We start from the raw sequence: 23,696 nt of genomic DNA on the forward strand, positions 1-23,696 counted from the left end.
TCAACAATTTTATAAAAATCAGTCTTTTACTTGTGGATAAAGTGTCTTCATAATAGCCGGTCTTGGGTCGCTTATTGGGCCATTTAAACGCATTACAGAGGTGATTTTTAATCATTAATGATGTGCGGGAATAAAAATTATATCTCTGGGAGTTTGACTGTGTATCTGTCGGTTTGGCAAAGTTGTTTATATGTATTGCAAGATGAATTGCCTTCGCAGCAGTTCAGTATGTGGGTGCGACCACTACAAGCAGAAAGTACCGAAGATACCTTGACGATTTATGCACCTAATCGCTTTGTACTAGATTGGGTAAGAGAAAAATACCTAAATAGAATTAATGAATTATTAGTAGAGATTTGTGGTGTTGAAGCTCCAGAGCTACGTTTTGATGTAGGCAGTAAGCCTTTATTAAATGCACAGCCTGTATCTGTTGCTGGAACGCAATCGGCACCAACTACACAAGCCAAACAACAATCACGACAACCAAAACCTGTTGTAGAGCCAGCGCCCAAATCTGAATATAAATCGAATATAAAAGAAAATTATACCTTTGACAGTTTTGTTGAAGGTAAATCAAACCAGTTAGCAAAAGCAGCAGCAACACAAGTTGCAGATAATCCAGGTGCCGCTTTTAATCCTGTATTTATATACGGTGGTACAGGTTTAGGTAAAACGCATTTATTGCATGCTGTAGGTAATGGTATTTTGGCTAATAAGCCAGATGCAAAAATAGTTTATATGCATTCAGAGCGCTTTGTACAAGACATGGTAAAAGCACTGCAAAATAACGCGATTGAAGAGTTTAAGCGTTACTATCGTAGTGTTGATGCGCTAATGATTGATGACATTCAATTTTTTGCTAACAAAGAACGCTCACAAGAAGAGTTTTTTCATACCTTTAATGCGTTATTGGAAGGCAACCAGCAAATAATTTTAACCTCGGACCGTTATCCAAAAGAGATAGAAGGCGTTGAAGACAGACTTAAATCGCGCTTTGGTTGGGGTTTAACTATTGCAATTGAGCCTCCTGAGCTTGAAACACGCGTTGCTATATTGATGAAAAAAGCGCAGCAGAGTAAAATTAACTTGCCGCACGAAGTCGCCTTTTTTATTGCTAAAAAATTACGATCTAATGTACGCGAATTAGAAGGTGCGCTTAATCGTGTAATTGCCAATGCTAACTTTACCGGTCGTCCTATATCTATCGACTTTGTAAAAGAAGCGCTACGCGATTTACTTGCCTTACAAGATAAGCTAGTTACCATAGATAACATACAGCGCACTGTGGCTGAGTATTACAGAATTCGTATTTCTGATCTGCTGTCTAAGCGCCGTAGTCGCTCTATAGCAAGGCCTCGACAAGTTGCTATGGCATTATCTAAAGAGTTAACCAATCACAGTTTACCTGAGATTGGAGACGCTTTTGGTGGCCGCGATCATACAACTGTATTACATGCGTGTCGTAAGGTTAAATCACTACGTGATGAAAGCCACGAAATTAAAGAAGATTACCAAAATTTAATAAGAACATTGTCATCTTAAGGCTGACTTTATTATGCAAATAACAATATCAAGACAACAGTTTTTAAAGCCATTAGTGCAAGTATCGGGCGCTATTGAGCGTAAGCATACATTGCCAATTTTATCTAACGTATTGTTAGTAGTAGAAAACGGGCAGCTTTCAATGACAGGTACCGACCTTGAAATTGAACTCGTTGCAACCGTGTTTGTAGGTGATGATATTGCCGATACTAAGTTAACATTACCGGCTAAAAAATTACTCGATATTTGTAAAAGCCTACCAGATGGTTCAGACCTAACGTTAAGCTTACAAGAGCATCAGTTATTACTAACCAGCGGTAAAAGTCGTTTTTCGTTAACAACCTTAGCCGCCGAAGACTTTCCTAATTTAGAGCAGTGGGATGGCGAAGTTGAGTTTCAACTAACGCGTTTAGAGCTGCGTAAATTACTCGAAAGCACGCATTTTTCGATGGCGAATCAAGACGTACGTTACTATTTAAATGGTATGTCGTTTGAAGTAGACAATACTGACATTAAAACAGTAGCCACTGATGGACACCGCTTAGCAATTGCACAAAAGCAATTAAAGCAATCGCTTAATACGCAGCGCCAGCTAATTATACCTCGTAAAGGGGTGCAAGAAATTATGCGCCTTATGGTAGCCGACGAAGAACTCGTAACTATTCAGTTTGGTGCTAACCATATTCGTATTATCGACATAGAGTTTACCTTTACTAGTAAGTTAGTTGATGGGCGCTTTCCTGATTACCGCCGTGTGTTACCTCGTGGTGGCGATAAAGTCATTACTGCTAATCGCGAATGGTTACGTAGTGCGTTTCAGCGAGTCTCTATTTTATCTAACGAAAAGTTTAGAGGTGTGCGTTTAAATTTATCCAATGGTTTGTTAAAAATTACTGCTAATAACCCTGAGCAAGAACAAGCTGAGGAAGTAGTAGAGGTAGGTTACGAAGGCGCCGACCTAGAAATAGGCTTTAACGTGTCTTATGTACTTGATGTATTAAACACATTAAAAACAGAAGATGTACTGTTTACATTGGCCGATTCAAACAGCAGCGCACTAATTGAAGGTGCAGGCGATGAAGAAGCAATGTACGTAGTTATGCCTATGCGTTTATAAGACTATAAGTACCCAATGAGCTTAAGTCATTTGAGCCTCAAATATTTTCGTAATATTGAGGCGCTGACGCTAGAACCAGTTAACGGCGTTAATATAATTTATGGTGAAAACGGCAGCGGAAAAACCAGCCTTTTAGAAGCTATTTATTACCTTTCACACGGCAAATCTTTTAGAACATCAAAACATAAAAGTATTATTGCGCATCAGCAAGAGCAGTTTGTAATTCATGGCCGCAAAGCAATACACGACTTATCTATTCCTATTGGTATTAGTAAAACCCAAGCGGGCGAAACTAATTTAAAAATACAAGGTAAGGCGAGCCGAAAAATATCAGAACTTGCACAGCTTATGCCGGTACAAATAATTACTCCAGAGAGCTATTCGTTATTTTTTGGTGGGCCTAAAGAGCGTAGAAAGTTTTTAGATTTAGGTTTGTTCCACGTGGAACATGAGTTCTTCTTTTTATGGCAATCGTTCAATAAAGTGTTAAAACAACGAAATGCGCTACTAAAAAGTAAGCCAAAGAATTATTTTGACCAAATTAAGTTTTGGGACAAAGAATTTGTTAGACTGGCTGAGCAAATAAATAAATTAAGAATGGCGTATATAAGTAGGTTTAAGCAGCAGTTTTTTGATAAAATGTGTGCAGAATTAACGCTAATACGCGATTTAGAAATAAGCTTTAATGCCGGTTGGAAAGAGAGCGAATCTCTTAGCGATGCATTAGAGTTAAACTTTGAGCGAGATGCTCGCCAAGGTTTTACCAGTAAAGGGCCTCATAAGGCTGATTTTAGTTTTAGTGTCGCTGGCAGTAGCGTTGAGAATATTTTCTCTCGTGGACAATTAAAGCTATTACTTTATGCGTTAAAAGTAACGCAAAATAGCTTAATTGAGTCAGAGACAGATAAGCAATCTATATTGCTAATAGATGATTTACCTTCAGAGTTAAGCGAAGATACAAAAGAGAAAGTGGGGCAATTATTAGCTCACTGCAGTTCTCAAATTTTTATATCTTCAATTTTGTCTGAAAGTATTTCTGCTGTGGTGGAACCCATGCAACGAGAACTGCAAATGTTCCACGTGAAACATGGCAACCTAATAACAAGATAAGTGGGATTAACCATGTCTGAGAATTATGACTCGTCGAGTATAAAAGTACTTAAAGGATTAGACGCAGTAAGAAAGCGTCCTGGAATGTATATAGGGGACACCGATGATGGCACGGGCTTACACCACATGGTGTTTGAGGTCGTCGATAACTCTATAGATGAAGCCTTAGCAGGTCATTGTGATGATATTTTTGTAACGATTCACTTAGATGGTTCGGTATCTGTACGAGATAACGGCCGTGGTATCCCAACTTCAATTCATGAAGAAGAAGGTGTATCTGCAGCCGAAGTAATCATGACGGTACTGCATGCCGGTGGTAAGTTTGATGATAACTCTTATAAAGTTTCAGGTGGCTTACACGGTGTTGGTGTATCGGTTGTTAACGCATTATCAGAAAAGCTTAAATTAACAATTCGCCGTGAAGGTAAACTTCATGAGCAAACATACACTCATGGTGTACCAGATGCGCCATTAGCTGTAATTGGTGACGCAGACACAACAGGTACAGAGTTACGTTTTTGGCCAAGTGATCAAACATTTACTAACTTAGATTTTCATTACGATATTTTAGCTAAGCGTTTACGCGAGCTTTCATTTTTAAACTCTGGCGTAAGCATTATTTTAAATGATGAGCGCGAAGAGAATAAAAGTGATCACTTTAAATACGAAGGCGGTATCAGAGCGTTTGTAGAGTATTTAAACCGTAATAAAACACCTATACATAAAGGTGTATTTCACTTTACGCATACGCGTGAAGAAGATGGTATTGTTGTTGAAGTATCAATGCAATGGAATGATGCTTATCAAGAAAACATATACTGTTTTACAAATAACATTCCACAACGTGATGGTGGTACTCACTTAGCCGGTTTTAGATCTGCGCTAACACGTACACTTAACAACTATATGGAAAAAGAAGGCTTTAACAAAAAAGCTAAAACAACCAGTAATGCAACGGGTGATGACGCTCGTGAAGGCTTAACTGCTGTTGTAAGTGTTAAAGTACCTGATCCTAAGTTTTCATCACAAACTAAAGACAAGCTAGTTTCGAGCGAAGTTAAGTCTGCGGTTGAACAAGCAATGGCTGAAAAATTCACTGAGTTTTTATTAGAACACCCAACAGATGCCAAAATTGTTGTAGGTAAGATAATAGATGCGTCACGTGCGCGTGAAGCTGCACGTAAAGCACGTGAAATGACACGTCGTAAAGGTGCAATGGACTTAGCCGGTTTACCTGGTAAGTTAGCCGATTGCCAAGAAAAAGATCCAGCACAATCAGAACTATATATAGTGGAAGGAGACTCTGCTGGCGGATCAGCCAAGCAGGGACGTAACCGTAAAAACCAAGCTATTCTTCCGCTTAAAGGTAAAATATTAAACGTAGAAAAAGCACGTTTTGATAAAATGCTTTCATCGCAAGAAGTAGCAACACTCATTACTGCATTAGGTTGTGGTATTGGTCGTGATGAATATAATCCTGAAAAACTGCGCTATCACCGTATCATTATCATGACGGATGCTGACGTGGATGGTTCGCACATTCGTACCTTATTACTTACGTTCTTTTATCGCCAAATGCCTGAAATTGTTGAGCGCGGATATATTTATATTGCCCAACCACCACTTTATAAAGTGAAAAAAGGTAAGCAAGAGCGTTATATTAAAGATGATCCAGCACTAGTTGAATACCTAACAACTCTTGCTTTAAATAATGCAACTTTGTACACCAGTACAGATGCAAGCGGTATTGAAGGCGAAGCGCTAGAAAAAATTGTTCACGATTATCAAAATACCGTTAAGGTAATTGAGCGTCTAAAACGTAAGTTTCCTAATACTGTAATGAACCGTCTTATTTACCAAAGTGAACTGAAAAAAGAAGATCTTTCAGATGAAACTAAAGTAATAGCATGGACTAAAGAATTAGTTGATGACTTAATTGCTCGTGATGAAGATGCTACTATTTTCCAAGCTGCAACAGAGCATGATACTGAGCGTAACTTATACTACCCAGTAGTGAAAATTCGTCAGCACGGTGTAGATAAAGCGCACGTACTTCATTATGACTTTATTGCTTCACGCGATTATCAGCGCATTGCTGTTACTGGCGTAAACATTGCAAATATCATTACAGAAGGCGCTTATATTCAACGCGGTGAGAAAACACAACCTGTTGATAACTTTGTGGATGCTTTAGAATGGCTAATCGCTGAATCTAAGCGTGGCCTCTATATACAGCGCTATAAAGGGTTGGGCGAAATGAACCCTAGCCAGCTGTGGGAAACTACAATGGATCCCGATGCACGTCGTATGCTGCAGGTAACTGTTGAAGATGCAGTAGCTGCCGATCAGTTATTTGCAACGCTAATGGGTGATCAAGTAGAACCTCGCCGCGAGTTTATAGAACAGAACGCGCTACGTGTAGTTAACCTAGACGTATAATTAGCAATACTACTCACAAAAAAGGAGCCAATGGCTCCTTTTTTATTTTTTCAATTGCACAAACTGCTTAAAACCTGCGTGTGCACAAGGTATACTGAGGGTAATTTTCACGCTACTTCTCAGATAGTAAAAAGCCAAATATGCAAAAATATGACGTTAAAACCTTTCAAGGTTTGATCCTGGCTTTACAGGATTATTGGGCGCAGCAAGGCTGCGTTATTATTCAACCACTTGATATGGAAGTGGGCGCTGGGACATTTCACCCGCAAACATTTTTAAAATCGATTGGCCCAGAGCCAATGTCGAGTGCATACGTACAACCGTGCCGTCGACCTACCGATGGCCGTTACGGCGAAAACCCAAACCGCTTGCAGCATTACTACCAGTTTCAGGTTGTGCTAAAGCCTTCGCCAGATAACATTCAAGAGCTTTATTTAGGCTCTTTAGCGGCTGTAGGCATAGATACCTTAACAGACGAAGTACGCTTTGTTGAAGACAACTGGGAATCACCTACCTTAGGTGCGTGGGGCCTAGGTTGGGAAATTTGGTTAAACGGCATGGAAGTAACTCAGTTTACCTACTTTCAACAAGTGGGCGGCATTGAGTGCTCACCGGTAACTGGCGAAATCACTTACGGCCTAGAGCGCTTAGCCATGTATATTCAGGGCGTAGACAGTATTTACGACCTAGTATGGGCTGATGGCCCGCTTGGGCGTGTTACTTACGGCGATGTGTTTCATCAAAATGAAGTAGAGCAATCTACTTATAACTTTGAGCACGCCAACGTAGAAGACCTATTTGCTCAGTTTGATAAATGTGAAGCAGAGAGCCAAAAGTTAATTGAAGCAAACTTACCGTTACCGGCTTATGAGCAAGTAATGAAGGCGTCGCATGCATTTAACTTATTAGACGCGCGCCACGCAATTTCGGTAACCGAACGTCAACGTTACATACTGCGCGTTCGTGCTTTATCAAAAGCGTGTGCACAAAGTTATTATGATAAACGCGAAGCGCTTGGTTTCCCGCTGTGTAAGGATAAGTAGGCATGTCAGCACAAAACTTATTAGTAGAAATTGGCACCGAAGAGTTGCCACCAAAAGCACTGCGTAAATTAGCAGAAGCATTTGCTGCAAACTTAACTGCAGAACTAGAAGCATTAGAATTAGCGCATCAAGGCGTAAGCTGGTATGCATCACCACGTCGTTTGGGCCTTCGCGTAATAGCGCTTGATGCTAAACAACAAGATAAAGAAGTAGAAAAACGCGGCCCAGCAATTAAGGCAGCGTTTGATGCAGACGGCAATCCTACTAAGGCTGCAATGGGTTGGGCACGTGGTTGTGGTATTGAAGTAAAAGATGCGCAAACACTTGAAACCGACAAAGGCGCGTGGTTGCTGCACCTTGCTAAAGTAGCAGGGCAAGAAACTAAAACGCTCATGGTTGACGTTATTAATAAAGCGCTGGCTAAATTACCTATTCCTAAGCCAATGCGTTGGGGCGCGAATAAAACACAATTTATTCGTCCAGTGCATACGGTAACTGTTTTATTGGGTGATGAGTTAGTAACAGGTGAAGTGCTGGGTAAGCAGGTAAATAACCAGCTTCAAGGACATCGCTTTCATCATCCTGAAAAAATTACCATTAACCATGCTGATGACGTTTTTGATGTTTTAAAATCAGCCTACGTTATTGCCGATTACGAACAGCGTAAAGCGCAAATTCGAGCGCAAATAGAAGCCGCCGCTAAAGCAATAAATGCGGTTGTAGCTATGGATGAAGATTTACTTGAAGAAGTAACATCATTGGTAGAATGGCCAGTAACATTAACGGCTACATTTGAAGAAGAGTTTTTGGCAGTACCGGCCGAAGCGCTTATTTACACGATGAAAGACGATCAAAAGTACTTTCCGCTTTTAGATCAAAACGGCAAACTTTTAAATAAATTTTTGTTTGTGTCTAACATAGAAAGTAAAGATCCTAGCGTAGTGATTTCGGGTAACGAAAAAGTAGTGCGTCCTCGCTTAGCCGATGCGCAATTCTTTTTTGAAAGCGATAAAAAGAAAACACTAGAAAGCCGTTTAGAATCTCTCGATAGCGTATTGTTCCAAAAACAGTTAGGTACACTTAAAGACAAGTCTGCGCGTATTAGTGAGCTTGCCGGTTATATTGCCCAGCAACTTGGTGCAGATAAAGAGCTAGCACAGCGTGCTGGTTTATTAAGTAAAACTGACTTAATGACCGAAATGGTGATGGAATTTACCGACATCCAAGGTGTTATGGGAATGCATTACGCACGTTTTGACGGCGAAGCTGAAGATGTAGCATTAGCGCAAAATGAGCAATATATGCCACGCTTTGCAGGCGACAGCTTACCTAGCAACTTAATTAGTTGCGCAGTAGCGATTGCCGATAAGTTTGATACCTTAGTGGGTATTTTTGGCATAGGCCAAGCGCCAAAAGGCGACAAAGACCCGTTTGCTTTACGTCGTGCTGCTATTGGTGCACTGCGCATCATGGTAGAAAAAGAGCTACCGCTTGATATTTTAGACCTAGTTGCTAAATCGCAAACTTTGTTTGGCGATAAACTAACTAATCTTAATGTATCAATCGATGTGTTTGAGTTTATGCTAGGGCGTTTCCGTGCTTGGTATCAAGACGAAGGGATAGAAGTAGATGTGATTCAAGCTGTGCTTGCACGCCGTCCAACTAAACCTGTTGATTTTGATCGCCGTGTTAAAGCCGTAAGCCATTTTCGCACATTAGACGCAGCAGAAGCGCTTGCAGCCGCTAATAAGCGTGTGAGTAATATACTTGCTAAAAATGACATTACCAGCGAAGGTAATGTAGATGAAAGTTTACTAACCGACGACGCAGAAAAAGTACTTGCGGCACAAGTAGCAAAATTTGCTACTGAACTTTCACCACTTTACGCTAGCGGCAATTACCAAGAGGCATTAAGCCAATTGGCTGGTATTCGTCAAAGTGTTGATAACTTTTTTGACAACGTAATGGTTATGGCGGAAGACGAAGCGGTTAAGCAAAATCGTTTGGCGCTTTTAAGCCAGTTAAGCGGATTGTTTTTAGGTATTGCAGACATTTCTGTACTACAAAAATAACATTATTCGATAATGTAAAAAGCCAGCGTTTTGCTGGCTTTTTAGTTTTAATTTTGGTGTATTATTAACCTGCATATATAAAGTAAGGATCTCGAATGAAAAGCCCAATAAAACGTATTTTAACCTTAGCACTTGTTAGTTTTTTAACTGCTTGTTCTACGCAAATAACGCTTGATGATGTATTACCACAACAAAAATTAGATCGTACCGTGTATTTAAGGGGCGACTTTACCTTATGGGATGCAGAGCCTCAGTACCAATTTACCCAAGTAGCGCGATCGCTGTATCAAGCAGAAGTTAAATTTTCAATGCCTGGTAAAGTATACGAATTTAAAATTGCCGATGCCGACTTTAGTGAAGGTTACAACTGTGGCTACAGCGATACTCAGCCAGCAGGGCAAAGCCTAACTTTAGGCCAAGCTGTTACTGCAGACTGTAATACTATTTATAACTACTTTAGCTATACGCCAGCAATAAAAGGCACCTATATAGTAAGTATTGATTACAGTAATTACGACAAGCCACAAGTGACGATAACGAAGAAGTAATTTTCGTAGGTTGGGTTGAGTGAAACGAAACCCAACGAATATCTGTAGGTAAGTTTGACCCAAGCTTACCTTTATTATTACTCATAAAATTACACTATACTCTTATTCATAACTTCATCTATTTGGGTATAGATATGCGTTATCGACGTGTTTTAGAGCCAGGCGCATATTACTTTTTCACTCTAAATTTAGAAGATAGAACTCAGTCTCTCCTTATTGAAAATATAGAAATATTACGCCGTGTCTATTTGAAGATAACTAAAAGGCATCCTGTAAATACGATTGCAATTGTTATCATGCATGACCACCTCCATGCTATCTGGCAATTACCAAAGGGCGACAGTAATTACGCAATGCGTTGGCGTTTAATTAAATCTGAATTTTCTCGACAGATATTACCAGGTGAGTTTTGTAAACAAAGCAGATTACATAAAGGGGAGCGTGGAATTTGGCAGCGCCGTTATTGGGAGCATAAAATTAGAAATGAAGAAGACTTAGATAACCATATTAATTATATTCACTATAATCCCGTGAAGCATAAATACGTTACTAAAGTCAGTGATTGGCCTTTTTCAAGCTTTCATGGATACGTTAAAAATTTAAAGTTACCGAGTACTTGGGGAAGTGATAACAAGTTAAACAATATGTATGATGAGTGAAATTATTTCGATAACTCTAAGATATGTTGGGTTTCGTAATACTCAACCCAACCTACGTCAGTTCAAAGCCCTTTCTTAACTACATACCTATACGGTGCTGCTTCTGCATCTTTAGCCACCAGCGTGTGATCCATAAAGGTACAAAAGCTCGGAATGTCGCGAGTTGTTGATGGGTCGTCAGCAGTTATTAATAACGTTTCACCGTCCTTCATTTTTCGAATAGCAGCGCGTACCATCATCACTGGCTCTGGGCAGCGTAAACCTATAGCATCTAATTGGTGATCGGGGTTATTAAAGCTCATAATAAATTTGCCTGTTTAGTTAAAGCGATTGCTGCGCATGTGGGTTTTACATTTTATAAGTTGCAGAGTTTAGCGCAATTTAAAGCGTAATTTAACTATTTTACCTATATCTAAGTTACACATCTTATTTAATTAAAGGACTTAATCAATAGAGCTTGGCAATAACAAATAATACACCCGATCACAGTATTCCAGATTTTTTAATCTAACCATATAAAACAACTAAAAATAAACCAATAAAAAAAGGCGAACTGCATAAAATCAGTTCGCCTTTTTAATCACCAAGATGGTTTTACATGTTTAAACTAATTAGTCTTGAACACGTTCAAATACAGTTGCAATGCCTTGGCCTAAACCAATACACATAGTTGCTAAACCGTATCGTACATTTTTATCTTCCATTAAGTGAATAAGCGAGGTGCTAATACGCGAACCCGAACAACCCAGAGGGTGACCAAGTGCGATTGCGCCGCCATTTAAATTCACTTTTTCGTCAACAACATCCATTAACCCTAAATCTTTCATTACAGGTAATGATTGTGCTGCAAAGGCTTCGTTAAGCTCTACTACGCCTAAGTCATCAATTGTAATACCGGCTTGTGCAAGTGCTTTTTTACTTGCTGGTACTGGGCCGTAACCCATGATTGATGGATCGCAACCGGCTACTGCCATTGCTTTAATGCGTGCGCGAATTGGTAAGCCAAGTTCTTTTGCTTTTGCTTCGCTCATTACTAACATTGCAGATGCGCCGTCAGAAAGTGCAGAAGAAGTTCCGGCTGTTACCGTACCCGATGCAGGATTAAACACAGGGCGAAGCTTTGATAGGCCTTCTACCGTTGTTTCTGGACGAATTACTTCGTCGTCTTCAACTAAGATAAGAGAACCATCTGCTGCGTGACCTTCCATTGCTAAAATTTCGCGGCGAAAACGCCCCTCAACAGTTGCAGCTTGAGCACGTTGATGTGAGCGGTACGCAAATTCATCTTGCTGCTCACGGCTAATGCCATGCAGTGTTGCTAGGTACTCAGCTGTTAAGCCCATAGAGCCAGCAGCTTGCGCAATGCTTGTTGCTAAACCTGGGTGAAAGTCGTTACCGTGAGTCATAGGTACGTGGCCCATGTGCTCAACACCACCAATTAGGTAAGTGTCGCCAGCGCCGGTCATTATTGCGCGAGCTGCGTCATGCAATGCTTGCATTGACGAGCCACATAAACGGTTAACCGTTACAGCAGGTACGCTATGTGGAATACCGGCAAGTAATGCGGCGTTACGTGCAACGTTAAAGCCTTGCTCTAATGTTTGCTGTACACAACCCCAATAAATATCGTCAATTGATGCTGGATCAACTGCTGGGTTGCGATCGAGTAAGCCTTTCATTAAATGTGCGCTTAAGTCTTCGGCACGTTTATTTTTGAATACGCCACCTTTAGAACGACCCATAGGTGTGCGGATACAATCTACAATTACTGGATTATTCATGATATTAACCTTCCACCTTATAGAAAACACGACCTTCTTCGGCCCATTGACGAGTTTGCTCTGATACTTGATAAATCGCACCTAAGTGAGCATATTTGTCGGCAGTTGCCACAAAGTTAGCTAAACCTGTTTGATCTAAGTAACGGAACGCGCCGCCTCTAAATGGAGGGAAACCAACACCGTAAACAAGTGCCATATCAGCTTCTTGTGGTGATGCAACAATGCCTTCTTGTAAACAAAGTAGTACTTCGTTAAGCATTGGGATCATACAACGGTCAATGATTTCTTGTTTATCGAATGCTTTTTCAGCTTCAGTAATTGGCTTAAGTAGCTCAATTGCAGTTTCGTCATGCGATTTTTTAAGACGACCGCGACGATCTGTTTCGTACTTATAAAAACCAGCTTTGTTCTTTTGGCCAAAACGTTTTTCGTTAGCAAAAATAGTCACTGGGTCTTTATCTGCACGCGCCATGCGCTCAGGGAAGCCATCGGCCATTACGCCAGTACAATGAAAAGCAGTATCAATACCTACAACATCAAGTAGGTAAGCCGGACCCATAGGCCAGCCAAATACGTTTTCCATTACTTTATCTACTTTTGCAAAGTTAGCACCTTCAACTACTAATTTACTAAAACCTGCAAAGTAAGGGAATAAAACACGGTTTACAAAAAAGCCAGGGCAATCGTTAACAACAATAGGAGACTTGCCTAATTTAAGCGCGTAATCAACTACTGCGTTAATGGTTTTATCAGAGGTTTTTGCACCACGGATAATTTCTACTAACGGCATTTTTGGTACTGGGTTAAAAAAATGCATACCACAGAAGTTTTCTGGTTTATCTAACGCTTCTGCTAGCAAATCAATACAAATAGTCGAAGTGTTTGAGGTAAGTACCGTGCCCTCTGGCATGGTCTTCTCAAGCTCTGCAAGTACTGCTTGCTTAACTTTAGGGTTCTCTACTACGGCTTCAACAATAATATCGGCACTTTGTAGATCAGAATCGTTAAGGGTCGGTTTAATTTTGCTTAGCGTACCAAGCATTTTTTCCATCGACATATGGCCACGTTTAACTTTTTGGCCAAGTAACTTAGAGGCTTCGCCCATACCTAAGTCAAGTGCATCCTGTTGGATGTCTTTCATTATAATTGGTGTACCTTTATAAGCAGACTGGTATGCAATACCGCCGCCCATAATGCCAGCACCTAACACTGCAGCTTGTTTAATTTCTACATCGCTTTGTTTAGCAAGTTTACGTGATTTACCTTTAATGTACTGGTCGGCTAAAAATATACCGATTTGCGCGGCAACTTCTGGCGTGCCTGCTAATTTAGCAAAGTTGGCATTTTCGATTGCCATTGCTTCATCACGAGTACAGTTAGCAGCTGCTTTAATGGTTTTTACAGCCATTACAGGTGCAGGATAGTGGCCTTTAGTTTTAGCCATTACCATGCCTTCAGCCATTGCAAAGCTCATGCCTTGCTCAACACGGTTTAATTTAAGTGGTTGTAGCTTTACATTGCGTTTTGCTTGCCAATCGAGCTTGCCAGCAATTGCTAGTTCAAGTGTTGATACACTTGACTCTATAAGTTTGTCAGCACTAACTACTGCGTCAAATGCACCTACTTTAAGGGCATCTGCTGCGCGGTTAGTAGAACCTGAGGTAATCCACATCATGGCGTTATCGGCACCAATAATGCGCGGTAAGCGTACTGTGCCACCAAAACCAGGCATTATGCCAAGGGTTACTTCTGGAAGACCCATTTGTGCAGTTTCGCTTGCTACACGATAATCGGTAGCAAGTACCCACTCACAGCCACCGCCAAGTGCTAAGCCGTTTACAGCGCTTAGAGTTGGGAATGGTAAGTCTTCGATAGCGTCAAAAACGTCAGTGGCTTCTTTTATCCAGGTTACTAGTTCTGCTTCAGATCTAGTAAATATAGGTAAAAATTCGAATACGTCGGCACCAATAATAAAGTGTTCTTTATCACTGGTAAAAATCATGCCTTTTATATCAGTATTTGCAGCTAATTGTTTTAATGCTGTTGCGCAATCTGAAAGGGTTTGCTGAGATAGTGTGTTTACAGAAGCTGTAGCACAAAACTTAAACTCGGCGATGTTTTCCTTTATGAAGCTAACTTCAAAGGAATCGCTTTTATATAACATTATTATTCTCCCTAGTTGACGAACTAAGACTGGTACGATGAGTTGCGATTTAATCAGTGTGCTTGCTTTGAATTAAAAATGCAACGAAAAATTTAACTTGGTTACAAAACAGTTGGTTAAAATATAGCTTGTTTGGTGCTATGGTGGAACAAAAGTTTTTGCTTATTATTTTAATTTTATTATGAAGGCATTATGAAAAAATATTTATTAAATGCTATGGCAGCGGTTTTTATTTTCCCTCTTCACTGCGTTGAGGCAAACATCGATAACGATGCATTTTTAGACGCTGAAAAAAAAGTTCGCTATGGTGATTACCAAGATTTTAAAATGGCTATAAGTAATCTTGATCATCCATTAAAGCCTTATGTTGAAAAAGTATATTGGCAACGACATCCTGATATAAAACACCAAGCAGAAATAGAAGATTACCTCACTATTTATCAGCATACGCCGCTAGAGTGGCCAGTGCGTAAAGCATGGTTAAGTTATTTAGAAAAACACAATAAAAAAGCAGCGTATATTCGCAATTACCGCGAAACCTCTGATACTGAACTGACTTGTACATATTTAGATTATCAACTTGATTTAGGTGCGCCAGAAAAAGCAATATTAAACCAAGTAACTGATTTATGGACGGTAGGCAAGTCGCAACCTAAAGCGTGCGATGGGCTTTTTTCGTTATGGCGTAAAAAAGGCTATATGAGTAAAGAGGCTGTTTGGCAGCGGGTGACTATGGCGGCAGAAGGCGGTACACAAAGCCTATTACCTTATTTAAAAACATTACTACCCAGTAATGAAGGTTACTTAGCTGATTTATACTTAAAAGTACGCCGCGATCCAAGTGCTGCAGCCGGATTATATAGATACAAAAATAAGTCGGTTAAAGAAGGGCAAATTGCTCTTTATGGTGTAAAGCGTTTAATTTGGCGTGATAAAGAGCTTGCTTTAAAAGCATGGGAAAAGCTAGATCAAATGTTTACTTACAGCGATGCAGCTAAAGCTGATGTGTATTATACCTTTGCGCTGTCGCTTGCTTCTAGCGGACACAAACAAGCAAGCTTTTGGTTAAACAAAGTGCCAAAAGATCGCCAAGACAGCAAATTAATTCAGTGGCAACTCGGTAACATGCTTAAAACCCAAGACTGGGAGGGTATTGCAGCCTTTTTTACTGGTAAAGATAACTTAAGTCTTGGCCAGCAATACTGGTTAGCGTACAGCTACGCAAAACGTGGTGAGCAACAAAAAGCAGACGCTATTTGGAAAACAGTAGCAGCTAATCGCGATTACTATGGTTTTTTAGCCGCGGCGCGATTAGGGTTACCGGTTGATTTAAATAACCAGCCTTTAGCTGTCGATCAGGCGCTTGTTGATAAAGTAAAAAATGCCCCAGGCTATAAGCGTGCGAAAGCATTTTATGAACTTGAGCGCTTTACCTCGGCACGTCGCGAATGGAATTACCTAACAAATACCTCTAGTGACGAAGAAAAGTTAGCTGCTTCAATACTCTCCACAGAGCTGGGTTGGCATGACAGCACTATTTTTACACTAGCAAAAATAAAAGCGTGGGATAACGTAGAACAGCGTTTTCCGTTTGCATTTCAAGATGTTTTTGAGCGCTACAGTAAGCGCAGTAAAATAGATATGGCATGGAGTATTGCTATTGCGCGCCGTGAAAGCTCATTTGCCCCCGATGCACGTTCATCAGCAAATGCGCGAGGATTAATGCAATTGTTGCCCAGTACTGCCGATTACGTAAATAAAGGCAGTGTGTCGAGCCGCCGCTTATATCAACCACAAACAAATATAAGGTTGGGTACGCGCTATTTGCAGTATTTAAAAAAGAAAAACCACGGCAATGAAATACTGGCAACGGCTTCATATAACGCAGGGTATCATCGTATTAAACGCTGGTTACCAGATGAAGCTATTCCTGCAGAGCTATGGATTGAATTGATCCCGTATAGAGAAACCCGCGATTACGTTAAAAACGTATTTGCCTACAGGCAGGTTTATCATACGCGTTTACACCGCGAGGGAAATATACTGGCGCCGCTACTCGAAATGAAAATGGGCGGATAATTAATAAAGGCAGGGGGATATGCTAATAAGGTTAGATGTTCCCCTTATTTTGAGCGCTTTGGGTATGGATTATGGGTGTGGTAGACTCAAAGCAAGTTAAATACAACAGATGGGTTTATTATGGATAAATTAGCCGTTTTATACGCCGAACATATTGCAACACTGCAACAACGTACTCGTACAATTTGTGATCGCGAAGGGTTAGAGGGATTAGTTATTCACTCGGGCCAAGCTAAGCGTCAGTTTTTAGATGATATGTATTATCCATTTAAAGTTAATCCACACTTTAAAGCTTGGCTACCTGTACTAGACAACCCACATTGCTGGATTGTGGTAAATGGTAGTGACAAGCCTAAACTTATTTTTTATCGTCCGGTCGATTTTTGGCATAAAGTGCCAGATGAACCGCGCGATTTTTGGGCTGAGTATTTTGACATTGAATTGTTATTACAGCCCGATCAGGTTGAAAAGCTATTACCCTACGACAAAGCTAACTACGCTTATGTGGGCGAATACTTAGAAGTAGCACAAGCACTCGGCTTTAGTGTTATGAATCCTGAGCCGGTACTAAATTACTTTCATTACCACCGCGCTTATAAAACCCAATATGAGCTTGAATGTTTACGCAACGCTAACCGTATTGCAGTAGATGGCCACAAAGCAGCCCGCGATACCTTTTTTAATGGTGGCAGTGAGTTTGATATTCAGCAAGCTTACTTAATGGCAACTCGTCAAAGTGAAAACGAAATGCCTTATGGCAACATTGTGGCGCTAAACGAAAACTGCGCCATTTTGCACTACACGCACTTTGAGGCAAAAGCACCGCAGCAACACAACTCATTTTTAATAGATGCAGGCGCTAATTTTAATGGCTATGCGGCAGATATTACCCGTACCTATGACTTTAAAAAACAAGGCGAATTTGCAGAACTAGTACAAGCAATGACCGCTGCGCAAATAGAGTTGGGTAAGGGATTAAAACCCGGCATGCTTTATGGTGATTTACATGTTGAGTGTCACAATAGAGTTGCACAAATTCTTAGCGACTTTGATATTGTGAAGCTACCAGCTGAGGAAATTGTTGAACGTAAAATTACTTCTACCTTCTTCCCACATGGTTTAGGGCACCACCTAGGTTTACAAGTGCACGACATGGGTGGTTTTATGGCTGATGAAATGGGCGCACAACAAGCGGCTCCAGAGGGACATCCATTTTTGCGTTGTACTCGCATAATTGAAAAAAACCAAGTGTTTACTATTGAGCCTGGGCTATACTTTATCGACTCCTTACTAGGCGATTTAGCACAAACTGATAATAAACAGTTTATTAATTGGCAAAAGGTAGAGTCGTTTAAGCCTTATGGTGGTATTCGTATTGAAGATAACATCATAGTACACGAAGACGGCCTAGAGAATATGACACGAAATTTAGCGCTAGATTAATTTCGCGTTAGACTCGTTGTATTATAAAGAGGGGCCTGTTGGCCCCATTTTTTGGTTTATAACTTGGTTCATCAACGAATGTCAGAATATAAATACCCAGCAGCAGATGTTTTTCATCAAGAAGAAATTAAAAAAAGCACCTTTATTGTGCATATTGCACATACCCCAGATTTAAGTTCAGCTAAAGCGTTTATAAAAAGTATTGAAACTAAGTATGCCGATGCACGGCATAATTGTTGGGCTCACGTAGCGGGTAAACCAGGAGGAAGCCATGTGTATGGGTTTTCGGATGATGGTGAGCCAAATGGCACCGCCGGTAAACCTATGTTAAATGTGCTTATGGGTTCAGGGCTTGGTGAAGTTACTGCTGTGGTTACGCGTTATTTTGGTGGTATAAAGCTAGGTACAGGCGGTTTAGTGCGTGCTTATGGAGGCACATTAAATAATGCATTAGCTAACTTATCAACGATTAATAAAGTGCCAAGCATTGAGCTAATTGGTAGTAGTGAATACAGTATGCAAGGCGCTATTGAGCAACTATTAAAAACGAAGTATCAAGTGCTTAACATCGATAAGCAATTTACTGCTAATATTGAATGGGTTATTACTATTGATAGCCGCCAAGCGACGCAAGCAATTAAAGATATTTTTGATTTAAGCCACGGCGCGGTTGAGTTAACCATTAAAGAGTAAGACAATATCTTACTCGTTAAACTTACTAATAATAAAAGCGATACGCTAAATGCAATTTCGTACCATTATAAAAATCCTTGGGCAACTTGTTGCACTATTTAGTATTACCATGATGCCTCCGGCAATTGTGTCTTTAATTTATAAAGACGGTGGTGGTGTTCCTTTTGTTTTGGCTTTTATTTTTAGTGTCACTATTGGCTTAATGGCTTATTACCCTAACCGCCACGAAGATGGCGATTTAAAAGCGCGGGAAGGGTTTTTAATTGTTGTGTTGTTTTGGTTGGTACTTGGCGCGTTTGCATCCTTACCGCTGATATTTTTACAAGAGCCAAACCTATCACTGGCTGATGCCGTATTTGAAGCGTTTTCGGGGTTAACCACCACCGGAGCAACGGTGCTAACCGGTATAGAGTACCTGCCTAAATCGGTGTTATTTTATCGCCAACAATTACAGTGGTTTGGCGGTATGGGGATCATTGTATTGGCGGTTGCTATTTTACCTATGCTAGGGGTCGGTGGTATGCAGCTATATCGCGCCGAAATACCAGGGCCGGTAAAAGATTCTAAAATGACCCCGCGAATTGCCGACACCGCAAAGCACCTTTGGTATATATATGTGTCAATTACGCTTGCGTGTACCTTAGCGTATTGGATTGCAGGCATGGATTGGTTTGACGCAATAAGCCATGCATTCTCAACGGTCGCCATTGGTGGGTTTTCTACTTATGATGCCTCTATGGGGCATTTCGATAGCCCCGTAATTAACTTTATTTGTGTGTTCTTTTTAATTATTGCAGCCATTAACTTTTCACTGCATTACGCTGCGGTAGCAAGTAGAAATATCAGTGTTTATATTCGCGACCCTGAGTTTAAAGTGTTTTTATGTATTCAGTTAGCGCTGGTGGTTATTTGCTTTACCGTGCTTTCGTCTCATGAAGTGTATGCCAATGGCGATGAAACACTCGATCAAGCGTTATTTCATGCTGTTTCAATTAGTAGTACGGCTGGGTTTGCCACTGATAACTTTTCGGCTTGGCCATTATTTTTACCAATACTGCTTATATTTTCGAGCTTTATAGGTGGCTGTGCGGGCTCTACCGGTGGCGGTATGAAGGTGGTGCGCGTATTCTTACTATACTTACAAGGCGTGCGAGAGCTTAATAGGCTAGTGCATCCTCGGGCTATATATTCTATTAAGTTAGGCAGCAAGGCGTTGCCAGATAAAGTAGTAGAAGCTGTATGGGGGTTTTTCTCAGCGTACGCATTGGTGTTTATAATTATTATGTTAGCGCTGATGGGAACCGGTATGGATAACATTACAGCGTTTTCTGCTACTGCAGCGTGTTTAAATAACCTTGGCCCGGGCTTAGGAGATGTTGCATCGCACTATGGATCTATTAGTGATGGTGCTAAATGGTTGCTTACTATTGCTATGGTATTTGGCCGTTTAGAAATATTTACTTTATTAGTGCTGTTTACGCCTACATTTTGGCGCGGATAATTTAATTGTTAGTTTATAAAGAGTATTAGGGAAAAGGATATGCCAACAATGCCGACAACAAACTTAGAAAAGCTACACCAAATAATGCCTGGTGCCATGGTTGATCTTGAAATTTTAACACCAACGGCTAGCAAGCGTGTAAAAACAGAGTTTATAGGTTTACTCGAAAATCGATTTATTATTTTAAACTATCCGAGCTCAAAGCGCCTGCCTACAGCAAGCGACTACCTGCACGATGGGGAAATGGTGGTAGTAAGAGCATTAATAGAGGGGAGTGGTGGACAGGTCATCGCATTTCGTCAGCAAATAATGTCTGTTGTATCTCATCCCGCACGATTACTTTTTATTAATTACCCAAAGCAAGTGCAGTTATTCGACTTACGCTCGCAAGCTCGTATACCTACCTTATTATCGGCAAAGCTAAAGCTTAGTGATGACAGGATACTCGATGGGGTAATAAAAGATATTTCGCTAACCGGTATAAAGTTTGATCTTAAAGACAAAGCTTTGGCCGAAAACATTAAAGGGATGCAATGCTCAATCATCCTCGATAGCAGTAATAAGCAAGTTAAAGACTTTCAGGGAGAAATTTGTAGCGTGAAAGAACACGCTCAAGGTGCTTACTGTGGAATAAAGCTATTAGCCAGCGAAGAAGAAATGAAAAGCTTTATGGGGGATCACTTTATTGACCCTTCAATACTCGAATCAGAAACCGAGTAACTGTACATTTCGCTATTTTGCAACAAAGTAGCGATTTATTAAATTTAATTTTAAATAACGCATGTCTGTGTTTATAAAAATAAAATAACCAATATAAAACAATTGCTTAGAGGAGTTGAAACTATTGGTTATTTTCATATCAAAAATCATTCAGCTATAACCGAGTTGAATACCCCAGCTAAACAGTTTCCTTACAGTGTGAATTTATAATCTGTGGCGCTTTTTGCTTTTTGTAAGGTATTGAATTTGTTCGAACTTATTGTTTTGACTTAAAGTGTGTTGCAAAAAGGCAACAAAAACAGACAGTTAATTATCTCCTTTAAGTACATATCACCTTTAACTAATTGAAGTTATTGGTGTTTTAAATGTTGGCACCGAAGTTGTAATAGTTAAGCTGTATTGCATTAAACGTGATTTAAAGTGAAACACTTAATCGCAGTTAACATAAACTTTGAAGGAAGATTGATTATGAAAACATTAAATAAAACGTTAGCACTTATCGCTCTAGCATCGTCATCAGCCGCTTTTGCAGCAAGTGATTTTGATACCCTTGATGTAGATGGTAATGGCGCAATTAGTCAAAGCGAAGCCGCTGTAGATGCAGAGTTAATGAGTATTTTCTCAGAGCTTGATACTGACCAAAACGGTGAGTTATCAAAAGAAGAATTTTCTAAAGCATAAGAAAAATGCAAGGTTGATAAAATTCTGTGTTGCCAAAGACAACCTAAGTAAGCAAGGGAGCTTATGAAAAAGAATAACAAGGGAAGTATAAACCTTAGTATATCTAATTTTTTTGATAAACCATTGAATAACATAGTAAAGGATTAAATTATGAAACAGCTAAATAAAGCACTCGCACTTATCGCTCTAGCATCGTCATCTGCCACTTTTGCAGCAAGTGATTTTGATACCCTTGATGTAGATGGTAATGGCGCAATTAGCCAAAGTGAAGCGTCGGTAGATTCCGATTTAATCGCACAATTTGCAGAGTTAGATACAGATGGTAACGGTGAGCTTTCTAAAGCAGAGTTTGCTAACTACTAATTACTTTTTTTCGGTTATTTTTCACAGTCAGGGATTTCTGAGAAGGACCTCTCATTTTTAGGAGATTATTATGAAAGTATTAAATACATCACTTGCGATTTTAGTTTTAGCGTCTTCAGCAGCAGCCTATGCAGCAGTGGATTTTGCTTCTTTTGATACCAACGGCGATGGTGTTATTTCACAGCAAGAAGCTGCGACAAATACACAGTTAGTAAAAATATTTGATCAGCTAGATACTGACGGAAATGGCGAGCTTTCTAAAGAAGAGTTTGCCAAAGTACAATAAAGCTTTAGTACCTTATATTAAAAAAGCAGCTTAACTAAGCTGCTTTTTTGTGTTTAAAGTAGCAACAATATGCTGCTATAAAAATATAGCGCTCACCTGAAATAGTTTTTCTACAATATTAATGTGCTTTTTATCAATTAAGAACATGATGACATGGTCGCCCGACATAATAATGGTATCGTCGTGGGCAATAAGCACGTCGTCGTTACGTACTACAGCGCCAATAGTAGTACCTGCTGGGAGTTTTATATCTCTTACAGTTCGGCCAACTACTTTAGATGTATTTTCATCACCATGGGCAACAGCTTCAATAGCTTCAGCTGCACCTTTGCGCAGTGAATATACGTTAACAATATCGCCGCGGCGAACATGAGTAAGTAATGCCGAAATAGTGGCTTCTTGTGGTGAAATTGCAATATCAATATCGCCGCCTTGTACTAAGTCAACGTATGCACTGCGTTGAATAAGTACCATGGTTTTTTGTGCGCCCATACGTTTTGCTAGCATGGCCGACATTATATTTACTTCATCATCGTTGGTTACCGCAATAAACACATCAACCTGATCAATATGCTCTTCTGACAATAGCTCTTGGTCTGACGCATCTCCGCAAAAAACAATCGTGTTGTCGAGCATTTCAGAGAGTTGCTCGGCGCGCTCTTTGCTGCGCTCAATTAATTTTACACTGTGATTTTTTTCCAGTGAGCGCGCTAGGCCTGCACCTATATTACCGCCACCAGCAATCATAATGTTTTTATATGAACGCTCTAACCTTTGGAGTTCGTTCATAACGGCGCGGATGTGTTTAGTGGCTGCTATAAAAAACACTTCATCATCGGCTTCAATAATTGTTGTGCCTAGAGGTTTTATTGCTTTTCCTTGGCGATAAATAGCGGCTACACGAGTTTCTACATTGGGAATATGCTGTTTAAGCGTAGATAGCGCATAACCTACTAATAAACCGCCATAGTAAGCTTTTACAGCAACCAAAGAGAGCATGCCATCGGCAAACTGCAGCACTTGCAATGCGCCTGGGTAGTCTATTAAGCGGCGAATGTACTTAGTTACTAATGCCTCAGGAGCAATATAGTGATCGACCGGTAAGTCATCGTTATGAAACAGCTTTTCACGATACTTTAAATATTGCTCAGAACGAATTCGGGCTATTTTAGTCGGGGTATTAAAAATACTATACGCGACTTGGCAGGCAACCATGTTTACTTCATCTGAACTGGTTACCGCGATAATCATATCGGCGTCTTCCGCGCCGGCTCTGCGAAGTACATCTGGGTGAGCACCGTGACCAGCAACGCCTTGTAGGTCATACTTATCTTGAAGCTCGCGTAAGCGGTTGCCGTCAATATCAACGACCGTTATTTCGTTTTGTTCACCAACTAAATTTTCAGCTAGCGTGCCGCCTACTTGGCCAGCTCCGAGTATGATTATTTTCATTAT

20 protein-coding genes are annotated in these 23,696 nt (G+C 40.3%); 16 read left to right on the plus strand and 4 right to left on the minus strand.

The genetic code is table 11. The annotated features are described in order from the left end of the window. Positions 1 to 159: 159 nt before the first annotated feature. From dnaA to PTRA_RS00040, 8 genes are all read left to right on the plus strand, one after another. On the plus strand, positions 160 to 1,542 hold the full coding sequence (gene dnaA, locus PTRA_RS00005) for a chromosomal replication initiator protein DnaA (RefSeq protein ID WP_041454303.1): 1,383 nt from the start codon (positions 160 to 162) through the stop codon (positions 1,540 to 1,542). A 13-nt stretch (positions 1,543 to 1,555) separates the two neighbouring features. Further along, positions 1,556 to 2,659, plus strand: a complete 1,104-nt coding sequence (dnaN, locus tag PTRA_RS00010) for a DNA polymerase III subunit beta (protein ID WP_058372226.1) — start codon at positions 1,556 to 1,558, stop codon at positions 2,657 to 2,659. A 15-nt stretch (positions 2,660 to 2,674) separates the two neighbouring features. After that, positions 2,675 to 3,769 (plus strand): DNA replication/repair protein RecF, encoded by a 1,095-nt coding sequence (gene recF, locus PTRA_RS00015; RefSeq protein ID WP_011326735.1) that lies wholly within the window; start codon positions 2,675 to 2,677, stop codon positions 3,767 to 3,769. A gap of 12 nt (positions 3,770 to 3,781) precedes the next feature. After that, positions 3,782 to 6,208, plus strand: coding sequence for a DNA topoisomerase (ATP-hydrolyzing) subunit B (gyrB, locus tag PTRA_RS00020; protein ID WP_058372227.1), 2,427 nt, complete (start codon positions 3,782 to 3,784; stop codon positions 6,206 to 6,208). Between the two features lie 140 nt (positions 6,209 to 6,348). Beyond that, positions 6,349 to 7,251, plus strand: coding sequence for a glycine--tRNA ligase subunit alpha (gene glyQ / locus PTRA_RS00025; protein ID WP_011326737.1), 903 nt, complete (start codon positions 6,349 to 6,351; stop codon positions 7,249 to 7,251). 2 nt (positions 7,252 to 7,253) lie between these two features. Then, entirely contained in the window at positions 7,254 to 9,323 is a 2,070-nt protein-coding gene (gene glyS, locus PTRA_RS00030; protein WP_058372228.1) for a glycine--tRNA ligase subunit beta, read from the plus strand. 95 nt (positions 9,324 to 9,418) lie between these two features. Next, entirely contained in the window at positions 9,419 to 9,871 is a 453-nt protein-coding gene (locus PTRA_RS00035; protein ID WP_058372229.1) for an early set domain-containing protein, read from the plus strand. A gap of 134 nt (positions 9,872 to 10,005) precedes the next feature. Next, positions 10,006 to 10,530, plus strand: a complete 525-nt coding sequence (locus tag PTRA_RS00040) for an REP-associated tyrosine transposase (protein ID WP_058372230.1) — start codon at positions 10,006 to 10,008, stop codon at positions 10,528 to 10,530. 62 nt (positions 10,531 to 10,592) lie between these two features. On the opposite strand, the gene tusA is transcribed toward PTRA_RS00040, so the two are convergent. From tusA to fadB, 3 genes are all read right to left on the minus strand, one after another. Further along, entirely contained in the window at positions 10,593 to 10,832 is a 240-nt protein-coding gene (tusA, locus tag PTRA_RS00045; RefSeq protein ID WP_058372231.1) for a sulfurtransferase TusA, read from the minus strand. Between the two features lie 309 nt (positions 10,833 to 11,141). Next, complete coding sequence (fadA, locus tag PTRA_RS00050; RefSeq protein ID WP_011326742.1) at positions 11,142 to 12,311, minus strand: acetyl-CoA C-acyltransferase FadA; 1,170 nt, start codon at positions 12,309 to 12,311, stop codon at positions 11,142 to 11,144. A gap of 4 nt (positions 12,312 to 12,315) precedes the next feature. Next, positions 12,316 to 14,475 carry a fatty acid oxidation complex subunit alpha FadB gene (gene fadB, locus PTRA_RS00055; RefSeq protein ID WP_011326743.1) on the minus strand — a complete coding sequence of 720 codons (2,160 nt, stop codon included), beginning with the start codon at positions 14,473 to 14,475 and terminating at the stop codon, positions 12,316 to 12,318. A 192-nt stretch (positions 14,476 to 14,667) separates the two neighbouring features. On the opposite strand from fadB, the gene PTRA_RS00060 reads away from it, so the two are divergent. From PTRA_RS00060 to PTRA_RS00095, 8 genes are all read left to right on the plus strand, one after another. Continuing rightward, positions 14,668 to 16,554: a transglycosylase SLT domain-containing protein gene (locus PTRA_RS00060; RefSeq protein WP_058372232.1), complete on the plus strand. Its 1,887-nt coding sequence runs from the start codon at positions 14,668 to 14,670 to the stop codon at positions 16,552 to 16,554. A gap of 120 nt (positions 16,555 to 16,674) precedes the next feature. After that, positions 16,675 to 17,997, plus strand: a complete 1,323-nt coding sequence (gene pepQ, locus PTRA_RS00065; protein ID WP_058372233.1) for a Xaa-Pro dipeptidase — start codon at positions 16,675 to 16,677, stop codon at positions 17,995 to 17,997. A 78-nt stretch (positions 17,998 to 18,075) separates the two neighbouring features. Continuing rightward, entirely contained in the window at positions 18,076 to 18,690 is a 615-nt protein-coding gene (locus PTRA_RS00070; RefSeq protein ID WP_058372234.1) for a YigZ family protein, read from the plus strand. Between the two features lie 49 nt (positions 18,691 to 18,739). Further along, positions 18,740 to 20,191, plus strand: a complete 1,452-nt coding sequence (locus tag PTRA_RS00075) for a TrkH family potassium uptake protein (RefSeq protein WP_058372235.1) — start codon at positions 18,740 to 18,742, stop codon at positions 20,189 to 20,191. Between the two features lie 48 nt (positions 20,192 to 20,239). Continuing rightward, positions 20,240 to 20,911, plus strand: coding sequence for a flagellar brake domain-containing protein (locus PTRA_RS00080; RefSeq protein WP_058374468.1), 672 nt, complete (start codon positions 20,240 to 20,242; stop codon positions 20,909 to 20,911). 468 nt (positions 20,912 to 21,379) lie between these two features. Next, the gene (locus PTRA_RS00085) at positions 21,380 to 21,592 is read left to right on the plus strand and encodes an EF-hand domain-containing protein (protein WP_058372236.1); all 213 of its coding nucleotides are present in this window, start codon (positions 21,380 to 21,382) and stop codon (positions 21,590 to 21,592) included. Between the two features lie 150 nt (positions 21,593 to 21,742). After that, complete coding sequence (locus PTRA_RS00090) at positions 21,743 to 21,955, plus strand: EF-hand domain-containing protein (protein ID WP_058372237.1); 213 nt, start codon at positions 21,743 to 21,745, stop codon at positions 21,953 to 21,955. Positions 21,956 to 22,025: 70 nt separating this feature from the next. Next, positions 22,026 to 22,241, plus strand: a complete 216-nt coding sequence (locus PTRA_RS00095) for an EF-hand domain-containing protein (protein ID WP_058372238.1) — start codon at positions 22,026 to 22,028, stop codon at positions 22,239 to 22,241. A 75-nt stretch (positions 22,242 to 22,316) separates the two neighbouring features. On the opposite strand, the gene trkA is transcribed toward PTRA_RS00095, so the two are convergent. Then, the gene (gene trkA / locus PTRA_RS00100) at positions 22,317 to 23,693 is read right to left on the minus strand and encodes a Trk system potassium transporter TrkA (protein ID WP_011326752.1); all 1,377 of its coding nucleotides are present in this window, start codon (positions 23,691 to 23,693) and stop codon (positions 22,317 to 22,319) included. Between the last annotated feature and the right edge of the window lie 3 nt (positions 23,694 to 23,696).

This window comes from Pseudoalteromonas translucida KMM 520, from assembly GCF_001465295.1.
GTDB classification, from domain to species: Bacteria; Pseudomonadota; Gammaproteobacteria; order Enterobacterales; family Alteromonadaceae; genus Pseudoalteromonas; species Pseudoalteromonas translucida.

Bases quoted from the DNA above. Each gene is read 5' to 3' on its own strand.
- dnaN (WP_058372226.1), top strand. From the start codon at position 1,556: ATGCAAATAACAATATCAAGACAACAGTTTTTAAAGCCATTAGTGCAA.
- recF (WP_011326735.1), top strand. From the start codon at position 2,675: ATGAGCTTAAGTCATTTGAGCCTCAAATATTTTCGTAATATTGAGGCG.
- gyrB (WP_058372227.1), top strand. From the start codon at position 3,782: ATGTCTGAGAATTATGACTCGTCGAGTATAAAAGTACTTAAAGGATTA.
- glyQ (WP_011326737.1), top strand. From the start codon at position 6,349: ATGCAAAAATATGACGTTAAAACCTTTCAAGGTTTGATCCTGGCTTTA.
- glyS (WP_058372228.1), top strand. From the start codon at position 7,254: ATGTCAGCACAAAACTTATTAGTAGAAATTGGCACCGAAGAGTTGCCA.
- PTRA_RS00035 (WP_058372229.1), top strand. From the start codon at position 9,419: ATGAAAAGCCCAATAAAACGTATTTTAACCTTAGCACTTGTTAGTTTT.
- PTRA_RS00040 (WP_058372230.1), top strand. From the start codon at position 10,006: ATGCGTTATCGACGTGTTTTAGAGCCAGGCGCATATTACTTTTTCACT.
- tusA (WP_058372231.1), bottom strand. From the start codon at position 10,832: ATGAGCTTTAATAACCCCGATCACCAATTAGATGCTATAGGTTTACGC.
- fadA (WP_011326742.1), bottom strand. From the start codon at position 12,311: ATGAATAATCCAGTAATTGTAGATTGTATCCGCACACCTATGGGTCGT.
- fadB (WP_011326743.1), bottom strand. From the start codon at position 14,475: ATGTTATATAAAAGCGATTCCTTTGAAGTTAGCTTCATAAAGGAAAAC.
- PTRA_RS00060 (WP_058372232.1), top strand. From the start codon at position 14,668: ATGAAAAAATATTTATTAAATGCTATGGCAGCGGTTTTTATTTTCCCT.
- pepQ (WP_058372233.1), top strand. From the start codon at position 16,675: ATGGATAAATTAGCCGTTTTATACGCCGAACATATTGCAACACTGCAA.
- PTRA_RS00070 (WP_058372234.1), top strand. From the start codon at position 18,076: ATGTCAGAATATAAATACCCAGCAGCAGATGTTTTTCATCAAGAAGAA.
- PTRA_RS00075 (WP_058372235.1), top strand. From the start codon at position 18,740: ATGCAATTTCGTACCATTATAAAAATCCTTGGGCAACTTGTTGCACTA.
- PTRA_RS00080 (WP_058374468.1), top strand. From the start codon at position 20,240: ATGCCGACAACAAACTTAGAAAAGCTACACCAAATAATGCCTGGTGCC.
- PTRA_RS00085 (WP_058372236.1), top strand. From the start codon at position 21,380: ATGAAAACATTAAATAAAACGTTAGCACTTATCGCTCTAGCATCGTCA.
- PTRA_RS00090 (WP_058372237.1), top strand. From the start codon at position 21,743: ATGAAACAGCTAAATAAAGCACTCGCACTTATCGCTCTAGCATCGTCA.
- PTRA_RS00095 (WP_058372238.1), top strand. From the start codon at position 22,026: ATGAAAGTATTAAATACATCACTTGCGATTTTAGTTTTAGCGTCTTCA.
- trkA (WP_011326752.1), bottom strand. From the start codon at position 23,693: ATGAAAATAATCATACTCGGAGCTGGCCAAGTAGGCGGCACGCTAGCT.